Source organism: Paenibacillus amylolyticus (assembly GCF_003719335.1).
In the GTDB taxonomy this organism is placed as follows: domain Bacteria; phylum Bacillota; class Bacilli; order Paenibacillales; family Paenibacillaceae; genus Paenibacillus; species Paenibacillus amylolyticus_D.
The window spans coordinates 77,935-98,012 of sequence record NZ_RIAS01000013.1; the positions used below are offsets into that span (position 1 = coordinate 77,935).

Sequence of the window (20,078 nt, forward strand, 5' to 3'; positions counted from 1 at the left end):
TTGATATTATTTTACTCCATAATACATTTCGGAAAGCTTTATGTATGTCTATATCACGTTTTTTTTGAGGAAATTTAATAGTTTAACTGGTCGCTCGGTCGGTTCAAGGAACATAACTAGAATATCCTATAGGGAGACTAATTATAAAAAGTTAATAAAAATTGCAGGGGTCAGTTGACCAGTCGTCGTCTATAGAATTGGAGAGGAGGGGAGAGTTATTGACGAAGCGCTCGTAATTGAACAAATCCGTCAAGGGGATGCATCCCAAATGCGTGTTCTGATCGACAAATACAGCCAGCATGTCTATCATGTTGCGTATTCTGTCTTACGTAACGATCAGGATGCACAGGATGCCGCCCAGGAGGCGTTCATTCAGATTTATAAATCTCTCCCCGACTACCGATCCGAAGGGTTCAAGACGTGGATCACACGAATTGCTTTTCATAAGGCTATTGATGCCAAACGCAAGCTGGGCAGACGGAGTGCTGAAGATCTAGGCGGAGATGAAATGGTAGTGAACCTGCCCGCACGGGATGAAGACGTTTTAGCCCGTGTTATTCGTGAAGAACGGCAGGAGAAACTTCGTGAACGGATTAATCAGCTACCTGCCCAGCACCGGGAAATTATTACCGCTTATTATCTGAGCGAGAAAAATTATGAGCAAATTGCCCAGGAAGCTCAGGTGGCTGTAAAAACGGTAGAATCAAGGTTATACCGGGCTAGACAATGGATTCGAAGTCATTGGAAGGAGGAAGAGTGGCGTGAGTAAAAAAGAGATGTATACCATTCAGCAATGGACGGATTATATTGAAGGTCGAATAAGTGGTAATCAAGCGATTCTGATGGAGCAGTTTCTTATAAATGAACCAGACGCAATGGAAAGTTATCTTGAAGCTTTAGACTTAAAGCAAAACTATCCTGTGTTACCGAATTCCGTTGATTTTACAAATTCCGTAATGAATCGAATTGAGAGTATAGCGTCCAATGGCAAGATACGACATTCTCGTGGAGAACGAACCCGCCGATGGTTTGAACATAGAGTATTTCACTACGCCGTAGCTGCCTGTTTAACATTGGTTTTTCTATCTTCCGGACTATTTGACAAGGTAGCCCCTTATCATAAATTTCAAGAAGGTGACACTGCAGGCTCATTTACTGAGAAATGGACCGAGGCAGCTACCTCATGGCTGGATAATTTCAAACCCAAACCTTGATTGGTTTCACATGGCCTGAATAGAAAGGATGACGACTGTGTATTCAGATCGTAATAAATTACTTGCATTTTTATTAAACCTGTTTCCTGGGCTCGGGTTCCTCTATTGGCGGCGAACGGCCCGAGCTGTAGTTTACCCGTTATTATTTTTTGGAACGGGCATTGGTTTTGTCATGCTGGCCTATTTGGCCGGAGATAAGGATTTATTAGTCTTTGGGTTATTAGGTGTGATCTTTGTCTGGTGCCTCAGTATGCTGGATATGATTATTGTGTTACTCTCTGCACCGTCAGCCCGAGAAATGTATTACAGCGGACAAGGCATGTACTATGGTCATCCTTCTGGACATCCTCAAGGTTCTATCGGTCCAGAGGATTACGTTAGAGAGCAAGAACCAATGGGACCGGGAGGTAAGGATGAGATTCATCATCAGGGCGCTGAGACTCAGCATGAATATGCTGGATATTCCGGATATCCCGGCAACACAGCTTATGCTGGGCAACAGCCCATGTACCGAAAGGGAAGTGAAGGAGAACGTTTTTTCACGATTCTGCTTTCGTTTGTTCCTGGTCTTGGGCATCTGCATCTCGGATTACTTCACCGGGGCTTGTCCTTTTTGATCGCATTTTTTGGTTCATTTGCCATGATGGTTTTTGTATCAGCCATCACAAACGAATCTATATTTTTGATGTTTTTGCTCATTCTTCCTGTAATCTGGGTATACTGTATGTTTGATGCGGTCCAGCATGTACATCGCAAGCAGGCTGGTGAAGTGTTGCAGGATCGAACATTATTTGAAGAGCTGGAGACAGGCCGAATTATGGGCAAGCGCAGCAAAGTCTTGGCCACACTGCTCTCCGCTTTTCCGGGTGCTGGGCATCTGTATCTCGGATTGCAAAAAAGAGGGATGCAGCTGATGTTTCTTTTCCTTGGCAGCATCTATATTCTGGACCTTCTTCGCTTATCCGTGTTCCTGTTTATGATTCCGCTCATATGGTTCTACAGTTTCTTTGACGGACTTCAATGCTCCAGTCGATATGGACGTGAGCCGCTTAGCGATCAGCCAGTCTTTAAAGACTGGGTTCGACATCAGCGTTTTATCGGAATGGGGATCGCGGCCCTTGGTTTGTACTATTTAACGATTCGACTGATTATTCCGCAATTAAACGAGATGTTTCCGAATGTATTCCTGACGTATGAGATCCGTTCGTATTTGAATACGGTTATCGTTTCCTTTTTGCTCATATTCGGTGGGTTAAAATTGTTATTTGGAAAACAGCGTGAGTCAACTTCTGGGGCATCGATTTCCAGTGCAAGTCGCACGAAGGATGATGAATTGGAGAGTCTCTTTTTATTCAAGGATCGAGATAATCGATAATCCGTTTACAATAAACGGTATAAAAGAAAACACACCAGGGCTGATCCCAAGCCGCTGGTGTGTTTTGTTAATAATCTATTTTTGTGCGCCTTTCAGCAAAAGCTGACGGTACATCACTTCGAACAAAAATTCAAAAGCTTCCAGATGACGTTTGGCCTCAAAAGCATCCTTACCCCAAGCATAGATGCCATGGTTGCGGAGCAAAATTCCTGGAACACTGGCATCCAGTGCACCCGGTACCAATTCGGCGATGGAAGGAATATGTGCGAAGTTGGGCAGAACCGGCACACGAATGGCTGCATTCTCTTCCCAAATGTTAAAGGCTTTGATCAATTCAATGCCTTGAATCGGCACATGGCCTTCGTCACCAAAAAATTCGCTGATCAAGTTGTTAAACACCGTATGCACATGGAATACCGCGCCGCAGCCGGTTAAACGATAGATTTCACAGTGAATCAACGTTTCGGCGCTTGGCTTCATCGTAGTCGCTTCGATCGCTTTGCCTTCCTTATCAACAAAAAGGAAATCTTCCGGCGTACGCAGAGACTTGTCTTTGCCTGAGGCGGTCACCGCAAAATAAAATTGTTCCGGGTCGAATTCACCTACCCGCATCGACAGATTGCCGCTTGTGCCGGGAAACCAGTTCCGGCTTGCGAATAAAGCTTTGACATCCGCCAGTTCCTCCAGAACCTGACGTTTATGTTCCAGTGTAATCTTTTCAAAACCCATGTCTATAGCACTCCTTGTGATTGCTTCTGCTTCATATCTTCAATGATGTCATAAAAGGTCGTAAACGGCACATGATCTACACCAAGTTCTACACATTTATCTGTCAGAATGGAGCGGGAGTAGACCAGGTCCGCGATTTTAGCGCCTTCGAAGTCTGTTAGACTGTCTCCGATTAGAATCCGGTTATACTGTTCTTCTGGAAACGTACGAATGACGGTCGTTTTGCACATCCCGCAGCCGTTGTTGCAAGGAGGCTGGCAAGGATGCGGCCATTCAATGCGAATGTATTCACCGGAGAAATCTGCACCGTTACAGTAAACATGATCCTGCGGAATGTCGAAGGGGGCGAGTAACGGCTCAATAAAAAAGTCCATGCCACCGCTTGTCACATTAAATTCGATGTTTTCGCTTCCAACATATTCCAGAAACGCTTGGAATCCTTCGCGGATGCCCGCTTGTCCAAGGACATATTCAACAATCTCATCTTTTTGCGAGGAAGGTAGAAGAGCAAACATCGCTCCCACTCCTTCGCGCAGAGATACTTTTTGTTCAATCGTGTCTTTCATGACGTCATCGATGCCTTCTGGTTTGAAGTGTTTCATAATGGCTACAATGTTGTCCGAGAGTGTAATGGTTCCATCAAAATCACAGAAAATCGCTGTTTTCTTATCAGATCTCATCGTTCTCCACCCCACAGATCCAGTGCGCTTTTCAGCTCCGGGTGATCGGCAGCATACTCGGCCAGTGGAATGGAGCGCCCAGCGGCTTCAATGGCTTGCAGGAACGCACGTCCACCTGCTTCGGTTCCCATGGGATGTCCGTGAATCCCGCCCCCGGCATTGACGATCACATCCTTGCCGAAGTCTCTCAGAATCATCGGAACAAGTCCTGGATGAATTCCTGCTGAAGGCACTGGCATGCTTGTTCTTACAGGCAGATCGGTTGTGAGCAATTGCTCAGTGATCGCCATATTTTCTTCCTTCGGCATCGTAACCGAGCCATAAGGTGAAGGGAAGAGCACCAGGTCAGCACCGGCGAGACGCATCAACTGTCCCAATACAACAGACGCAGAAATACCGTAATGCGGTGATGGATATAAGGCACCGGCAAGTGCCGGGTGAGCCATGATCGGCACGTTAATGTCAGGATCACTGCTTAGTTCATGCAACACATCATAACCATAGGACAGCACATTGAAGAGCAACGCATTGGCTCCTGCGCCGATGGCACGTTCAGCCTGTTGTTTCAAACGGGACGTAGGTCCCGTCAAATTAGTGGCGTAAAGAAGTTTTTTGCCTGTTTCTTGGCGAGCCTGTTCGGCAGCCTTCATGCAGACCTCAACTCTTTTTTCAATCGGTGTAAGCTTGTTCTCAAACAGGATTTCGTCGTCCTTGATCAAATCCACGCCCCCAAGAGCCTGACGGATAAACTGCTCCCGCAGTTCTTCAGCATTAAGTCCAATAACCGATTTGAAAATACTCATCAGCAAAGGACGATCTTGAACTCCAAGCAGATCACGCACACCCCTCAGTCCAAACTTCGGTCCCGGGAAAGCGCGCAGGAAGTTATCTGAAAATCCGAGATGGTTCAGTTTGATGCGCCCGTCCATCGAGATTTTACCAAAAACGGTGACAAGCAAAGCGGGGATATCTTGACTAAAGTTAATATCCGGATATCCAATGGTGATATCTGCATAACGTTCTCCGGGTGCTAACCCTTCAGCTTCGTGAACTTCTACCTTGATAACTTCACCCAGATGTTTTTGCATGGCTTCCCGCTGCGCCTGAGGCAGCTCCGTCCAACTGCCCACGGTCATACCTACGGCAATCGATTGAGCTTTTTTGTGAAAATCGGCATGATCATCATGCAGACGATATGTGGCAGTACACATGTTATTCATGTTTTAAATCTCCTTCCAACGCAGCTCCCATCTCGCGAGAGCGTTCTGCACAGCGGCCCACGGCTGCAATGACATTTTCAAAGAAGTCTCCTTCATCCAGCGTCTTCAGGGCTGCTTGCGTTGCACCTCCAGGTGAGGTTACATCACTGCGCAGTTTCATCGGTTCCATACCCGTCTGCTGCACCATCCGTGCTGCACCAAGCACCGTCTGAACGGTCAGATCACGAGACTGTTGACCAGACAAGCCGCCGCGGATTCCAGCTGCAATCATGGCTTCCATTAGATAGTATACATAAGCAGGTCCGCTGCCGGAAATACCCGTGAGCACTTCGAGTTTGTCTTCTGGCACAATGGTTACGATCCCTACAGCTTCGAAAAGCGTCATGACGGTACTACGCTGTTCATCGGTAATCTCCGCAGAGAAAGCAAGTCCAGTGGCACCAAGTCCAATCGTGCTGGAGGTGTTAGGCATCGTTCTTGCAATCGGCTGTTTACGGCCAAGCAGGCTCTGCATCGTACGAATCGATAGTCCAGCTATAACGGATACGATCAGCTGGTTTGGCGACAACAGGGGTCCTAGTTCACGCAACGCCGCAGCGGCATCTTTGGGTTTCATACACAGCACAATCACAGGGGAAGAGGAAAGGATATCCAGTGATTGTGAGGCCGTTCCGGTATGCACGGCATAACGGGTACTCAGTTCCTCCTGACGTTTCAAGTTGCTGCGATTCAGCATCGTAATATCCTGAGGACGAACGACAAGGCGGGAAATGAGCCCACGCACGATGGCTTCAGCCATCGCACCTGCTCCGTGGAAAGTTATCTTTTGTTGTAGTAGTGTCTGTTGCTCTTGGCTCATGTATATCGTTCCTCCTATATAACTGGTTGCTCAAAAATTATTGGCGAATCTGACCATTGCCTGTAATCCGGTATTTACTTGACGTCAGTGCAGGCAGCCCCATTGGGCCCCGTGCATGCAACTTCTGTGTACTGATTCCAATCTCGGCACCGTATCCGAATTCGAATCCGTCCGTGAAACGAGTGGAAGCATTATGATAGACAGCCGCCGCATCGACTTCTTGCATAAACCGTTCTGCATGCGCGGCATCACGGGTCACAATGCATTCGGAATGCTTCGTCCCATAGTGTGCAATATGCTGCAGGGCTTCATCCAGATTTTCCACAACGCGGATGTTTAAAATATAATCGTTATACTCTGTTGCGTAATCTTCCTCTGTGGCATGGGCCGCTGTCGGAACAAGGCGACGTACCGTTTCACAGCCTTTCAGAACAACGCTGGCTTCACGGAAGCGCTCAGCCAGCGTTGGCAGATGCTTTTCTGCATAGTTCGCATGGAGCAGCAAGGTTTCCATGGAGTTACATACCGAGGGGCGCTGTGCTTTCGCATTGATAGCAATGTCGGTCGCCATGGATTCGTCTGCTGATTCATCCACATAGGTATGACAGATGCCAGCACCCGTCTCAATGACCGGTACGGTTGCATTCGCCACGACTGTACGAATCAGTGAAGCACCACCGCGCGGAATAATAACATCCACCAGGCCGTTCAGCTTGAGCATTTCGTCAACGGAAGCACGGTCTGCGTCTTCTACCAACTGAAGTGCATCTGCAGGCATTGCCGTAGTCGCCAGCGCTTGATGCAGCACCTCAACAATTTTTCGATTGGAGGAGAGAGCAGAAGAGCCGCCGCGCAGGAGAACAGCGTTGCCTGTTTTGAGACAAAGGCCAGCAGCGTCAACCGTTACGTTAGGACGAGCTTCATAAATAATGCCAATCAGGCCAATCGGAACTCTTGATTTTTCGATGTGCAGGCCATTCGGGCGTGTAAAAGTTTCGAGCACTTCGCCCACAGGATCGGGTAATTCCGCGATCTGACGCAACCCTTCGGCGATGCCTGTGATCCGCTCTTTATTCAGTGCCAGTCGATCCAGCATGGATTCAGGAGTACCTTGTTCTCTGCCGCGATCCAGATCTTCCACATTCGCAGTAATGATAGCATCCGCCGAAGCAATCAAGGCGTCAGCCATCGTGCGCAGTGCAGCGTTCTTCTGCTCCGTACTCAGCCGGTTTAATTGTGTGACGACAGCTTTGGCTTTACTTGCTTTATCTCGAACTTCACTCATTTTAAATTCCTCCTTAAGTTCAGCTATTATTTTAAGGTGATCCATTCATCACGATGAATCACTTCAAGCCTATGGATGCTGTTCAGCTGTTTCATGACCTCGCCGCTTGGCAGTCCCGCAATCTGACGAAGCTGATCATCATCGTAATTGACGATGCCACGTCCCAGCAACGACTCATCGGGGCCAAGCACTTCGACTACATCGCCCGCATGAAATGTTCCCAGAACACGCTTCACGCCTACAGGAAGCAAGCTGTGACCGCCGTGAACGAGTGCTTCCTCAGCACCATGATCAACAACCACCGTCCCAAGCGGAGTGGACATGAAGCCAAGCCACTGTTTTTTGCGAGAGAGTGAGGCCAGCTTGGTCTCAAAATAAGTTCCTTTTCCGATTCCATCCAAAGCGAGTTGCATGTCACCAGGTTCTTTCACACTGCCTACAAAAACAGGAACACCTCCGCGTGTAGCGACTTTGGCCGCATCCACCTTGGAGCGCATACCGCCTGTGCCTACAGCTGATCCCGAACCGCCGGCATATGCATATATTTCAGCTGTGATTTCAGGAATACGGTCGTATCGCTTCGCGGCAGGGTCTTTACGTGGATCAGCGGTGTACAACCCATTCGTATCTGTGACGATGATCAGATGCTGTGCCTTGACCAGATTGGCAACCAGCGCAGACAACAGATCGTTATCACCGAATTTCAATTCGTCGACAGATACGGTATCATTTTCGTTGAAAATCGGAATGACGCCTTGCTTTAGCAGTTCCTCTACAGTCATACCAGCATTTCCCATGCGCTTACGGCTGTGGAAGTCGGTACGGGTCAGTAATATTTGCGCTGTAGTAACGCGGTGCGCCGCAAAAGCCTGTTGATATGCCTGCATTAGCAAAGCCTGCCCAACCGCCGCTGCCGCTTGTTTCTCATGCAGCTGTTTGGGACGCTGAGGGTACCCGATCTCCCGAAATCCGGCAGCAACGGCACCAGAAGTGACGAGTAAAACTTCGTGGCCCTGAGCAGCAAGCGAGGCCATTTCATCTGCGAAAAAGGATATCGCTTGGCGATCCAAGCCGCCTTCTTCGGTGGTTAATGAGCTGCTTCCGATTTTAACGACAATACGTGAAGTCATGATTTCACTTCCTTAAACATAATTAATCAGTGATTGCGAAGCAGGCTGCTTAGGTACAAAAAAAACTCTCGTCCTTTGGTTAAAAAAGGACGAAAGTTCGTTACTTCCGCGGTACCACCTTTATTGATGATCATCATCAGATCATCCGGCTCATGCCCTGTAACAGAAGGCACTGTCCTGTACATAACAGGCCGCTCAGGGGTAGGTTTCGGAGAGAAGCCACGGTAAATTCTTGCAGCCAGATGGAATTTACTCTCTGTGCGCAGCTGATCCTCTCTTACTGGTCCCGTCATCACGTTTCGTTCACTATTTCTTATAACATACCATGGAAAGTTGGCATATGCAAAGAGATTGTAACCTTGTTCAGCTTTAACTTATTTGAAAAGATGAAGCTTGCCAATTCGCTCCGCCGCCTCACGCAGTCGTTGCTCATCACTCAGAAGACCTATGCGTACATAACCTTCCCCGTGGGAGCCGAAACCGATACCAGGCGCGACAGCAACCTTCGCTTCTCGTAACAGAAGTTCGGCCAAACCAGAGGATGTATATCCTTCCGGCACAGGCAACCATCCAAAAAATGAACCTTCCGGCTTGCACGCTTGCCAACCGATCGCGGAAAGCGCTTCGTAAAATGCATCACGACGAGATTCATATCGTGCAACCAGTGAAGTGACACAGTCCTGCGGGCCTGTCAGAGCTTCCGCAGCGGCAGCTTGGATACCGCCAAACAGACTCACATAGATATGATCCTGCAGCAGATTGATTTTGGAGATGATCTCTGCATTCCCCAGCGCAAATCCGACACGCCATCCCGCCATATTATATGTTTTGGAGAGGGTATAGAACTCGATGCCTACCTCTTTGGCTCCTGGAGCTTGCAAAAAGCTGACAGGACGGCGACCGTCATATCCAATCGCACCATATGCAAAATCACTGGCAACGACAATCTGATTCTGAATCGCAAATTCAACAGTATCCTCATAAAAGGATAGCGGAGCCGTGGCCGAGGTTGGATTGTTGGGATAGTTCAGGAACATAAGCTTGGCCTTTTGCCGATCATCGGCGGGTATCGCTCCATAGTCGGGTAGAAATGCATTTGATTTCAAAAGAGGCATGAAGCTCATACGCGCCTGCGCGAGAGCCACGCCTGACCAATAATCAGGATACCCCGGATCGGGAACCAGACATACATCCCCGGGATTCAATAAGACTTGAGGTAATTGAACCAGTCCGGTTTTGCCACCAAAAAGAATAGCGACTTCGGTCTCGGGATCAAGATCAACGTTGTAATCTTCTTTGTAACGCTGGGCAACGGCTTCCTTCAGGAAGGCATACCCGCGAAACGGAGAGTATTTATGATAAAGCGGATTTTCAGCCGATTGCTGTAAAGATTGAACAATATGCGGTGGTGTAGGGGTGTCAGGATTACCCTGTCCCAGATTGATAACATCATGACCACTTGCAATCTCGCGGTTCACATTTTGAACAAGGGTTGCAAAAAATTGCGTTGGTAGCTTTGACATCACATTCGCTGACGGGATGGGGAAAACAGAAGAAGGTTTATTTTCAGTATTAGTCATCGGTTTTATCACTCCGGATGTTCATTTATGGCAAAACGTTCTCATTAATTTATCACGTCAATCCCGAGCTGTATAGAGGGAGATGGGAGTAAGGAAGAACATTTTTGTACAAAAGGGAAATGAAGAATTCAAGTTTATCCATTGAGATCAGAAAAACGATGGGGTAAGATATTTTACGATAATGATAATCAATATCATTTAAGTTCGAATCTTGAGAACACATCAAACAGGGGGAGAAATAGAGATGCAAAACAAAGTCCAAAAGAAATTCCAAAAGAAATTCAGAAGTACGGCCCTTTTATTGACAGTCACGGCATTGTCTGTCCTTTTACTCGCATGTGGGAACGAGGCATCAACATCAGAAACAACTTCAACAAATCAGGGTACTGAGCTGACTAATCAGGCAAATAAAAATACAGATACAAACCAACAAACTACGGCCGACGAAGGGGACGTGGGACAGACAAGGCAGTTCAAGGATTGGACAGGCCATACCGTGACCGTGCCTGTCACTCCTCAACGTGTGATCTATCATGGAGAGGTTACCGGTGATCTGGTTGCTTTGGGCGTTAACCCGGTAGGCATACTGCGGCAGGAGGGCATGGTGTTTGACAAGCAGGTAGCGGATGCGGAAGATGTAGGATTTCCGTTTAGTGTGGAGAAAGCAGTTGGACTGAATCCCGATCTGATTATTTTCTCGAATAGCGATGAGGCACAATATGATCAAATCTCAAAGATCGCACCTACAGTAACCTTTGATTCATTTGCAACATTAGAGGAGCGCATGAGAACGCTAGGCGATCTCTTAAACAAAAAGCAAGAGGCAGAGGACTGGATTACAGCGAATAAAACCGCAACAGAGGAAATGTGGAAAAAGCTTCGTGAACAAGGTCTAAAAGAAGGAGAGACAGCATCGGTGTTTACGATGTATCCGGGAAATCGCCTTTTTGTGATGGCTGGAGCCGGGTTACCTCAGTTGTTATACGGAAAAGATGGGATGAAGCCAACACCTGAGATCCAGAAGCTGTTGAATGAGGAAATGGGATTTGCCGAGATTTCTACGGAAAAAATGACAGAAATTGCGGGGGATCGAATATTTATCCTTGAACCTGTAACGGAAGATGCCAAGCAGTCCAGCAAGGAATTAATGGACAGTCCTGTATGGAAAAACCTGCCGGCAGTTAAAGCTGGTAAGGTGTATCATTTTGATATCGTCAAAGCCTCGGGCGATGCGATGTCCAGAGAATGGTTGTTGAAAGAGCTGCCCGAACAGATCATTCAATGATGAAGTTCAATGGAATCTCACAATCTAATCACCACCAAAAGAAATCTTAAAATTTCAGGAACTCCATTGTAATGTTCAAATAAAATAAGATCCCCAAAAGCGATCAACTTTTGTTGAGCGCTTTTTTGATACTAAGTATCTCTAAGGAGCTCATTGCAAAATGATCTAGATATAAGATTAGTACTAGACTATAATAAGTTTCACAGAGTTTTTAGTGATAATGATTCTCAGTAGTGCTAGGAGATAGATTGACATGAAAACGTTGGGTGTGAATCAAGATGAGTTATTTTTTTCGGCATTCATGTTTCGGCTGCATCATCTGGAGCAACGAATAGAACCATCTAGTCAAATCATGCTGGAAGCGCAGTGTGATAAACATGCATTTCTAATCTGTGAAGAAGGCGAAGGGCACTTGTATATCGGCCAGGAGCATTGGCCTTTTACTGCGGGCTGCATCTATCCGATTTCCCCAGGCGAAGCATACCAGCTTGAACACAGAAATTCAAACCATTTGACTTATACGGTTATGACATATGATGCCTTTCAGGTATTGCCCGGCCATCTCAAGTGGTATTCACCGCCTTTATTCCAGCAACGTGCTCAGTTCAACGATGCTACATATGAGCCTGTGAGCGGAGAGTTAGTCGAATTGTTTGCCTCCCGGAATTATAAAAATGATGCGGAGTATTGTCATCTGAACGTGCGGTTTCAGCGATGGATGGAACGGATTATAACCCGTTATACCTCAAAAGGTACTGATACAAATTCGGAGTCCGGGTTAATCCGGACTATTCAGTATATTGATGAGTGTTACAGAGATGAAATCACGGTACATAAGCTTGCAAATATGGCTGGTGTTCGCCCTAAACTATACACGACAATGTTCAAGAAACGCACCGGGCTGAAACCGCTCGATTACATCAATCATGTTCGAATTCAGCATGCCAAAGAGTGGTTACGCAAGACAGATGAGCCTTTACGTGATATTGCGAGCCGTGTCGGATTCAAAGATGAATATTATTTTAGCAGACGTTTTCGCCAGATCACCGGACTATCTCCTCGCCAGTATGGAAGATCTATCCGACAGCAGACGCTCGTACAGGACTGGTTAGGACACGATGTACGTATTCCCGCAAATCCAGAGCGAGTGATCTATTATGGGGATACTGCAGGGGATTTGCGAGTATTAGGTATCCATTTCATTGAGGATGAGAGCTATAATGCAGGCACTCCGATCAATGTTGAAAAGACGATTCGTTTGAAGCCGGATCTGATCATCATAGATAGCGAAGATGAGTATCTGTATGAGCAATTATCGCGCATTGCACCTACGCTAGCTTATAACTCGCATGCGTCTCTTCATGAACGTTTGACTAGAGTGGGGGAATGGTTTGGGAGAAAGAAACAAGCTGAGCGGTGGCTAAGTTCGTATGAAGAACGTACATTGCAGATGTGGGAAAAGCTTGGCAAATTGATTGATCTAGGTGAAACAGCCTCAGTACTCACATACCATCGGGGAGCTCGCTTGTTTGTGATGGGAAATATCGGACTTGCGCCATTATTATATCACCCGTTTGGTTTTAGGCCTGTTCATAAAGTGCAGGAAGCTCTTGCAGCAGGCAGAGCGTACAAGGAGATTTCGGCTGATGCTGTTCAAGAATATGCTGGAGATCATCTGTTCCTCATGTTGCCTCAGGAGCCAAATGCACGAAAGGCGACAGAGAAGCTGATACGAAGTCCAGCTTGGAGAGCTCTTACGGCTGTAGAACTAGGACGTGTGTATCCTTTGGAAGAACTGGCCTGGAATTCAGGTGATGCACAGATATGTGACCAGTTGCTGGAGAGGTTACCTGAACTGTTAGTTAGTAATCTGAGTTAATACGGTTGCGAATTTTCCAGGGATCAAGCTATGATATCAAGTATTACAGTTCGGAGGAGTGTTGGGTCATGACTGATCAACAAGGGGAAATGCGGGTTGTTTTGATTCAAGGGGATATTAAACTGGGAGATCCGGAAGCTAACCATCAACATATGCAGAGACTGCTCGAACGTGCAGTCGAGCAATATCCGGATGTAAAGCTGGCCGTGCTTCCCGAAATGTGGAATACCGGATATGCTTTGCCGCAAATTCATGAACTTGCTGACCCGGAAGGGAAGACGTCAAGAGAATGGCTGTCTGCTTTTGCGAAAAAACATCGTATTTCGATCGTCGGCGGTTCTATCGCGGAGAAGCGTGACGGACAGATATACAATACGATGTATGCCTATAATGAGGAAGGTACCGAAGTATCACGTTATGATAAACTTCATTTGTTTCGTCTGATGGATGAAGAAAAATATTTGGAGCCGGGTGCACAGCCTGAAATGTTTGAACTCGGCAACGGTCTGACTGCGGGGGCATCGATCTGTTATGATATTCGGTTTCCAGAATTAGCTCGAACCCTCGCTCTGAATGGTGCACGTGCATTAATTGTGCCTGCTGAATGGCCTCATCCGCGTCTGCATCACTGGCGTACATTATTGACTGCTCGGGCTATCGAGAACCAGATGTATGTTATTGCATGTAACCGCGTCGGCAAAGGAGGAGATACTGAATTTTTTGGTCACTCCATGATCATCGATCCGTGGGGAGAGATTGTCGCCGAAGGTGGAGAAGGAGAAGAATTCGTATCTGGAGTGATCCGCCCTGCCTTGGTTGATGAAGTCCGCGGACGCATTCCTGTGTTTGAGGATCGCAGACCAAGCATTTATTTTAGCGGGAAATAGTTTTCTCAAAAAAAATGGCATATGCTGTTTATCGCTCCAGGAGGCGGGTAATAATAACTATCCCGTCACCAAGGAGGATGATCAATCAATGGACAACCATGTGAAAGATACGCTCAGGAGACTGGAACAAGGCAACAGAAGGGTAGATCATTTAAGAGCATTCTTAGAGAATGGGACAGGAGGCTTATCACCCCCTGAGAATTCGCAGGAAGACAGCCGTGCCATGGATCAACAGAACAGGCTGACAAGTGATCGCAATCTGCGAAGGTAAGGTTTAGAGAGTTGCTTGCGCAGAGTAGATGAAGGTTACGCAATATGATGATTTTGAGATGTGCTGGAAAAGGCCGTGATTATATATGCAATCTGGTTACACAAACATGTTAAGCAGTATAACAGTAAAATGAAAGTTAATACGTGAATAATGAGTGTCCAATTGCCATAATTCAATGAATTAACAAGCAACATTGTACTGTAACAAAAGATGCTGCAATGTTTTACAGGTTAGCCATTCTGGTTGTGCTGTAAACAATTAAAGCTGTCCTGTAGTCATCAGACTATCTGGACAGCTTTTTTGGCATGAGCTTATGGATGCTCTCATACGCTAGCGACTGTTAAAGACAAAACATAAAATCTACGAACCTGTTGCGATATCGGTTTAATCTGTTTTGGAAAGCTCCGCAACGGTTTGTTGAAAAGTCTGTATAAAAGCTTCGGCTGCCTTGGATAGGACTCGCCCTTGACGATAAGCGACGACAAGCGTACGACTTGGTGTTGGATCAGCAAGTGGAACATACACAGGCACGAACTCACTACGAGGCGCACGGGCGATAAAGCGGGGAACCAAGGTTATACCCATACCCGTTGCCACCAGTGATTGAAGTGTTTCAATGTTGGTGCTCTCAAATACCACCTGCGGGTCAAAACCCGCCTGTTCGCATAGGTCAAAAGTCAGCTTGCGGAAGCCCTGTCCTTTTTTTAATACAACAAAAGGTTCATCCCGAAGCTCATCAATCCGCACAGGTTGCAGATGGCCCGGGGCTCCCCGATGAGCCAAGTGGTGGTTCGGCGGTACAGCCAGATCTATACGTTCCTCGCCAATCGTGACATATGACAAGCTGGACTCCTGCAAAGGTAGAGAGAGCAGGCTGAGGTCAGCCTTGCCGCTGGCTGTTAATTTTTCAAGTGTAATTCCGGAATCTTCTAATAAAGTTACTTCGATGTCGGGGTAAGCTTGTTGAAAGGCTGGAAGCACATGCGGCAGCAGATGAGAACCGGTAATCGGCATGCTACCTACAACAACCTTTCCTTTGCGAAGCTGCGAGATATCCGACATTTCCTGACGAAGCAGCTCCATGGCATCCACAATCTTTTGGGCCTGCTCAACAAAAGTAACTCCCGCGTGTGTCAGCTCAACTGTGCTGGTATTCCGTTGAAAAAGCAATACGCCAAGTTCCTTCTCAAGTTTGGACAGTTGCTGACTGAGTGAAGGCTGGGCAATATGTAATTTTTCTGCGGCTCTTGAGAAGTTCCGTTCAGCAGCAATCTGCAGTGTATATTGAAGTTGTCTGAATTCCATAATGATACGTCATTCCTTTCATCGATGTCGTTATTATAACATTAAAGCGCAAGGGTTCGTTATTCTTGTCAGGGAAGCATGGCCCTGACAAGAATTCAAAAAGAGAAAATTAAAGCATTGACAGAGCCAAGACATGCACGTAGTATAAGCTGTATATGATAATGATAATTGTTATCAATTGAAACCTCTGTATACTACAGTGGTTTATTGCTGTTTGTCTTATTATAGGTTAAACCTATTACATCTATAGATATTATATCTTGGAACAATGAAGGACGGGGTGATATATTTATGTCATTCAAGAGCTTCACTTTTACACGAACATGCACGAAGCTCTTCCAAGGACCGAACTTATGATGAGGTGAAAATGATGAGTAAAAAAACGATGTTTGAGAAAATTTGGGAAAACCACGTAATTCATCAGGAAGAAGGAAAACCAAGCATTCTGTATATTGATCTGCATCTGGTGCACGAAGTAACATCCCCGCAAGCATTTGAAGGACTTCGCCTGAGCGGTCGTAAAGTTCGCCGTCCAGAGCTGACATTTGCAACAATGGATCACAACGTGCCAACGAAGGATCGTTTCAACATTACAGATCCGATCTCCAAACAGCAAATTGATACACTGTCTCAGAACTGCCGAGATTTCGGAGTGAAATTATACGATCTGGATACGATTGATCAAGGGGTAGTACACGTTATGGGTCCTGAACTGGGCTTGACTCACCCAGGTAAAACGATTGTATGCGGCGACAGCCACACATCTACTCACGGGGCATTTGGCGCACTTGCATTTGGTATCGGAACAAGTGAAGTGGAACACGTTATGGCAACACAATGTTTGCAACAAGCAAAAGCAAAAACGATGGAAGTTCGTTTTGTCGGCAAACGTAACCCGGGTGTTACGGCTAAAGACATGATCCTTGCGGTCATTGCCAAGTACGGCACAGACTTTGCAACAGGTTATGTTATCGAGTATACAGGCGAATCCATCCGTGAACTGAGCATGGAAGAGCGTATGACCGTATGTAACATGTCCATTGAAGGTGGAGCAAGAGCGGGTATGATCGCACCGGATGAAACAACATTTGAATATCTGCGTGGACGTGAGTACGTACCTGCAGGTGCGAAGTTTGACGAAGCTGTTGCAGCATGGAAAGAACTTGTGACCGATGAAGGTGCCGAGTTTGACCGTGTCGTTGAAATCGATGTAGAAACATTGATTCCGCAAGTTACCTGGGGTACAAGTCCAGGAATGGGAACGGACATTTCTTCGAAGGTTCCTGTACCAGCAGAACTGCCTACTGAAAATGAACGCAAAGCTGCTGAAAAAGCACTTGAATATATGGGTCTTACGCCAGGGACTCCAATCTCCGAAATTCCGGTTGATTATGTGTTTATCGGTTCCTGCACGAACGGACGGATTGAGGATCTGCGTGCAGCGGCGAAAGTTGCCAAAGGTCACACGGTTTCCAGCAATGTTACAGCGATTGTTGTACCAGGCTCTGGACGTGTTAAAATTCAGGCGGAAAAAGAAGGTTTGGACAAAATTTTCACAGAAGCCGGTTTTGAATGGCGTGACGCAGGATGCAGCATGTGCCTCGCGATGAATCCGGACGTACTGCAACCAGGACAACGCTGTGCATCTACTTCCAACCGTAACTTTGAAGGACGTCAAGGTCGCGGCGGACGTACGCATCTGGTTTCACCAGCAATGGCAGCAGCGGCAGCGGTTAAAGGTCATTTTGTAGACGTACGTGACTGGAATTTCAAAACAGAAGCAGCGATCTAATCGATAATCGTCAGAAGGGAGAACGGAATATATGGAAGCATTTAAAACACTGCAAGGCATCGTGGCACCGGTAGACCGGGTCAATGTTGATACAGACGCAATTATCCCGAAACAATTTTTGAAGCGGATTGAACGCACCGGATTTGGACAATTTTTGTTCTACGAATGGCGTTTTGATGAAGAGGGAAACAACAATCCTTCCTTCGAGATGAACAAACCGCGTTATGAAGGAGCATCAATTCTGATTTCTCGTGCTAACTTTGGTTGCGGCTCTTCCCGTGAGCATGCACCATGGGCGATTATGGACTATGGATTCCGCTGTGTCATTGCACCATCTTTTGCGGATATCTTCTATAACAACTGTTTCAAAAACGGAATTTTGCCAATCAAACTGTCCGAAGAGCAGGTAGAAGACTTGTTCCAGCGTACAGCAAACCATGAAAATTATGAGATGAATGTGAATCTGGAGAACAAAACCATTACAGATGCACACGGATTGCATATCGATTTTGATCTGGATGAACACCGTCGTCAATTCCTTCTGCAAGGACTGGATGACATCGGTCTGACACTTCAACATGATGATGCGATTGCCGCTTATGAAGAGCGTCACGCAGCTAAACTTTTTGGCTAAAAGAGTGATTATACACCAGGCCTCCATCTGGACAAGGAATGTTCGCGTTCCTTTGATCAGACGGAGGCTTTTTGATTTGTTATTTTCCGACTAAATATGACAACGTTGTAACCGGATCGCTAGACAAAATCTGATAGACTGGATAGTAGATTATGGAAGGGTACATAACGTAATAAAGGCAGAGAATCAGGCCTCAAATCTATATAATTTGAACGATTTATTTACACTTTGACGAAGAGGATCGTGTAAATTTTTAGTCCAAATTATATAGAACTCATAACATAATAAGAATGGTGGATGACGAATGAAGAAATGGTCGGCAACAGTCATTTTTTTTCTGCTCCTTTGTCTTTTTCCAGTGATGGCTCATGCAGACCGTGGGCCTTCGATCGTGCTTGATGGAGTCACCATTGACCAGAAGGTAGGGGCGCCAGCAGAGAACATTGGGAAAACGGTCATGGTTCCGATTCGGATTGTATCCGAAAACCTCGGTTATGACGTAAAATGGGAACAGGCAACGCAAACGGTGCACGTTCAGCGAGGCAATAGCTCCATCGAAATGACGGCAGGAAAAGATGCAGCTACGATTAATGGAAATGTCGTCAATCTAGATGCACCTCCCTTGATTAAACAGGGTACAACACTAGTTCCATTGCGTTTTGTAGGTGAGGGCATGGGACTACAGGTTGGCTGGGACAATGGTACTAAAACGGTTAGTCTGTTCAGTATTCCACCTGTAGTAGACACGGAGCCTGACAGCGATCCGGTAGTGACTCCAGTCCCGGTTGGTCTGACGGAACTGCAAAGTATTAGTTACAGTGGAGATCGTTTGATCATAGCTACGAATGGCAACATCAGCCCCAAAGTGTCCAGTATCAGCGGACCTGAGCGAATTATTGTAGATCTACCGAATACAACCATTTCACAGACATTTGTACAGGGACAGGCTTCGAATCCTGATGGAAGTGGGCAAATCGAAGCCACCGATTCATTTCTTGTTTCTAAAGTCCGATTTGCTATGTTCAGCCAGTCGCCGTCAACGGTGCGAGTGGTTTTGGATCTGACTCAAAGTGCAACAGCAAACTGGTCACTTGGAAAGAATAACGTACTACTCGTTGACATCTCATCTACGAATGGAACTTCGGGTAGTCAGCCAGCCTTACCAGATAATAACGGAAAAACAGTGATTGTTATTGACCCTGGACATGGTGGACGTCAGTCTGGCGCGGTCAGTGTAACAGGTGCTTACGAAAAAGATTTTAATTTAGCTGTAGGAATTAAAGTGAAGGCACTTCTGGGACAGCATGCCAACATTCAGACCGTGATTACTCGTCAGGATGATACGGAGCTTTCCTTGCAACAACGTGTAGATATAGCCAAGCTGAACCAGGCGAATCTTTTTATTTCCATTCATGGAAACAAATTCACAACTCCAGTTCCAAACGGGATTGAAACGTTGTATACACGAAAAGAGAGCAAGAGTTTAGCGGAGACCCTTCACAAGCACGTATTGCCTGTTACAGGACTTAAAGATCGAGGCGTGAAAGTGGCGAGTCTTCATGTGACCCGAGAAACATCGATGCCGGCTGTGCTCCTTGAATTAGGGTTTTTGAGCAATCCAACGGATGAGGCTCTAATGCTTACAGAGTCATATCAGGATCAGTGTGCTCAGGCGATTGTCGACGGAATTTTAGATTATTTGAGATTGTAAAATAGCGTTTTTCGTAAATATGCAGATTAGGGAAGTCCGTTGTTTCAAGATGCATATTTGATAAATTAGGAAAAAATCAGACATTAAAATGTAAAAAAAGCTTGATCTGACAACGTTTTTTTTCTGTTATGTTGGAATATATTCGCAACTTTTGAGATTGGGAGGCGTCTAATAGGTGTCTGGTAATGCCCACGTGTGCAGTGAAAGTTGCAAGCCTACAACATGCGGTAAAAAAATATGAG

At 46.3% G+C, this 20,078-nt stretch carries 19 protein-coding genes; 10 read left to right on the top strand and 9 right to left on the bottom strand.

The features are described 5' to 3' along the window. The first annotated feature begins 268 nt into the window (after positions 1–268). Genes EC604_RS21235 through EC604_RS21245 form a run of 3 tightly spaced genes read left to right on the top strand, consistent with a single transcriptional unit; the run spans position 269 to position 2,589 of the window. Positions 269–769 (top strand): RNA polymerase sigma factor, encoded by a 501-nt coding sequence (locus EC604_RS21235; protein ID WP_123066056.1) that lies wholly within the window; start codon positions 269–271, stop codon positions 767–769. Then, positions 762–1,214 (top strand): hypothetical protein, encoded by a 453-nt coding sequence (locus tag EC604_RS21240; RefSeq protein ID WP_123066057.1) that lies wholly within the window; start codon positions 762–764, stop codon positions 1,212–1,214. The genes EC604_RS21235 and EC604_RS21240 overlap by 8 nt, the downstream gene beginning before the upstream one ends. Positions 1,215–1,242: 28 nt before the next feature. After that, on the top strand, positions 1,243–2,589 hold the full coding sequence (locus EC604_RS21245; protein ID WP_123066058.1) for a multi-tm2 domain protein: 1,347 nt from the start codon (positions 1,243–1,245) through the stop codon (positions 2,587–2,589). A gap of 75 nt (positions 2,590–2,664) precedes the next feature. On the opposite strand, the gene EC604_RS21250 is transcribed toward EC604_RS21245, so the two are convergent. The 8 genes from EC604_RS21250 to EC604_RS21285 form a co-directional block, all read right to left on the bottom strand. Further along, entirely contained in the window at positions 2,665–3,318 is a 654-nt protein-coding gene (locus EC604_RS21250; RefSeq protein ID WP_123066059.1) for a methylthioribulose 1-phosphate dehydratase, read from the bottom strand. Between the two features lie 2 nt (positions 3,319–3,320). Continuing rightward, positions 3,321–3,998, bottom strand: a complete 678-nt coding sequence (locus tag EC604_RS21255; protein ID WP_123066060.1) for a 2-hydroxy-3-keto-5-methylthiopentenyl-1-phosphate phosphatase — start codon at positions 3,996–3,998, stop codon at positions 3,321–3,323. After that, positions 3,995–5,218 carry a 2,3-diketo-5-methylthiopentyl-1-phosphate enolase gene (locus tag EC604_RS21260; RefSeq protein ID WP_192895139.1) on the bottom strand — a complete coding sequence of 408 codons (1,224 nt, stop codon included), beginning with the start codon at positions 5,216–5,218 and terminating at the stop codon, positions 3,995–3,997. The genes EC604_RS21255 and EC604_RS21260 overlap by 4 nt, the downstream gene beginning before the upstream one ends. After that, positions 5,211–6,077 carry a pyrroline-5-carboxylate reductase gene (gene proC, locus EC604_RS21265; RefSeq protein ID WP_192895140.1) on the bottom strand — a complete coding sequence of 289 codons (867 nt, stop codon included), beginning with the start codon at positions 6,075–6,077 and terminating at the stop codon, positions 5,211–5,213. The genes EC604_RS21260 and proC overlap by 8 nt, the downstream gene beginning before the upstream one ends. A 37-nt stretch (positions 6,078–6,114) precedes the next feature. Continuing rightward, positions 6,115–7,362, bottom strand: a complete 1,248-nt coding sequence (locus EC604_RS21270) for a glutamate-5-semialdehyde dehydrogenase (protein WP_123066062.1) — start codon at positions 7,360–7,362, stop codon at positions 6,115–6,117. Positions 7,363–7,388: 26 nt separating this feature from the next. Continuing rightward, complete coding sequence (gene proB, locus EC604_RS21275; protein ID WP_123066063.1) at positions 7,389–8,492, bottom strand: glutamate 5-kinase; 1,104 nt, start codon at positions 8,490–8,492, stop codon at positions 7,389–7,391. Between the two features lie 26 nt (positions 8,493–8,518). Further along, complete coding sequence (locus EC604_RS21280; RefSeq protein ID WP_123066064.1) at positions 8,519–8,785, bottom strand: hypothetical protein; 267 nt, start codon at positions 8,783–8,785, stop codon at positions 8,519–8,521. 81 nt (positions 8,786–8,866) lie between these two features. Then, positions 8,867–10,072, bottom strand: a complete 1,206-nt coding sequence (locus tag EC604_RS21285) for a pyridoxal phosphate-dependent aminotransferase (RefSeq protein WP_123066065.1) — start codon at positions 10,070–10,072, stop codon at positions 8,867–8,869. 244 nt (positions 10,073–10,316) lie between these two features. Between EC604_RS21285 and EC604_RS21290 the strand changes: the two genes are divergently transcribed. The 4 genes from EC604_RS21290 to EC604_RS21305 all read left to right on the top strand — a co-directional run bounded on the left by EC604_RS21290 (position 10,317) and on the right by EC604_RS21305 (position 14,394). Next, the gene (locus EC604_RS21290) at positions 10,317–11,357 is read left to right on the top strand and encodes an ABC transporter substrate-binding protein (RefSeq protein ID WP_123066066.1); all 1,041 of its coding nucleotides are present in this window, start codon (positions 10,317–10,319) and stop codon (positions 11,355–11,357) included. 253 nt (positions 11,358–11,610) lie between these two features. After that, a complete protein-coding gene (locus EC604_RS21295) occupies positions 11,611–13,236 on the top strand; it encodes an ABC transporter substrate-binding protein (RefSeq protein WP_123066067.1) in 1,626 nt (541 codons plus the stop codon). A gap of 68 nt (positions 13,237–13,304) precedes the next feature. Beyond that, positions 13,305–14,123: a carbon-nitrogen family hydrolase gene (locus EC604_RS21300; RefSeq protein WP_123066068.1), complete on the top strand. Its 819-nt coding sequence runs from the start codon at positions 13,305–13,307 to the stop codon at positions 14,121–14,123. A gap of 88 nt (positions 14,124–14,211) precedes the next feature. Continuing rightward, positions 14,212–14,394 (top strand): hypothetical protein, encoded by a 183-nt coding sequence (locus tag EC604_RS21305; protein ID WP_123066069.1) that lies wholly within the window; start codon positions 14,212–14,214, stop codon positions 14,392–14,394. 384 nt (positions 14,395–14,778) lie between these two features. Here the strand turns inward: EC604_RS21305 and EC604_RS21310 are convergent, their stop codons facing one another. Further along, positions 14,779–15,699, bottom strand: a complete 921-nt coding sequence (locus EC604_RS21310; protein WP_123066070.1) for a LysR family transcriptional regulator — start codon at positions 15,697–15,699, stop codon at positions 14,779–14,781. 370 nt (positions 15,700–16,069) lie between these two features. Here EC604_RS21310 and leuC point away from each other — a divergent pair, with 370 nt between their 5' ends. The 3 genes from leuC (at position 16,070) to EC604_RS21325 (ending at position 19,836) form a co-directional block, all read left to right on the top strand. Further along, complete coding sequence (gene leuC, locus EC604_RS21315; RefSeq protein WP_123066071.1) at positions 16,070–17,491, top strand: 3-isopropylmalate dehydratase large subunit; 1,422 nt, start codon at positions 16,070–16,072, stop codon at positions 17,489–17,491. Between the two features lie 31 nt (positions 17,492–17,522). Further along, positions 17,523–18,125, top strand: coding sequence for a 3-isopropylmalate dehydratase small subunit (gene leuD, locus EC604_RS21320; RefSeq protein WP_123066072.1), 603 nt, complete (start codon positions 17,523–17,525; stop codon positions 18,123–18,125). A 304-nt stretch (positions 18,126–18,429) separates the two neighbouring features. Then, on the top strand, positions 18,430–19,836 hold the full coding sequence (locus tag EC604_RS21325) for an N-acetylmuramoyl-L-alanine amidase family protein (protein WP_123066073.1): 1,407 nt from the start codon (positions 18,430–18,432) through the stop codon (positions 19,834–19,836). The last annotated feature ends 242 nt before the right edge of the window (positions 19,837–20,078 follow it).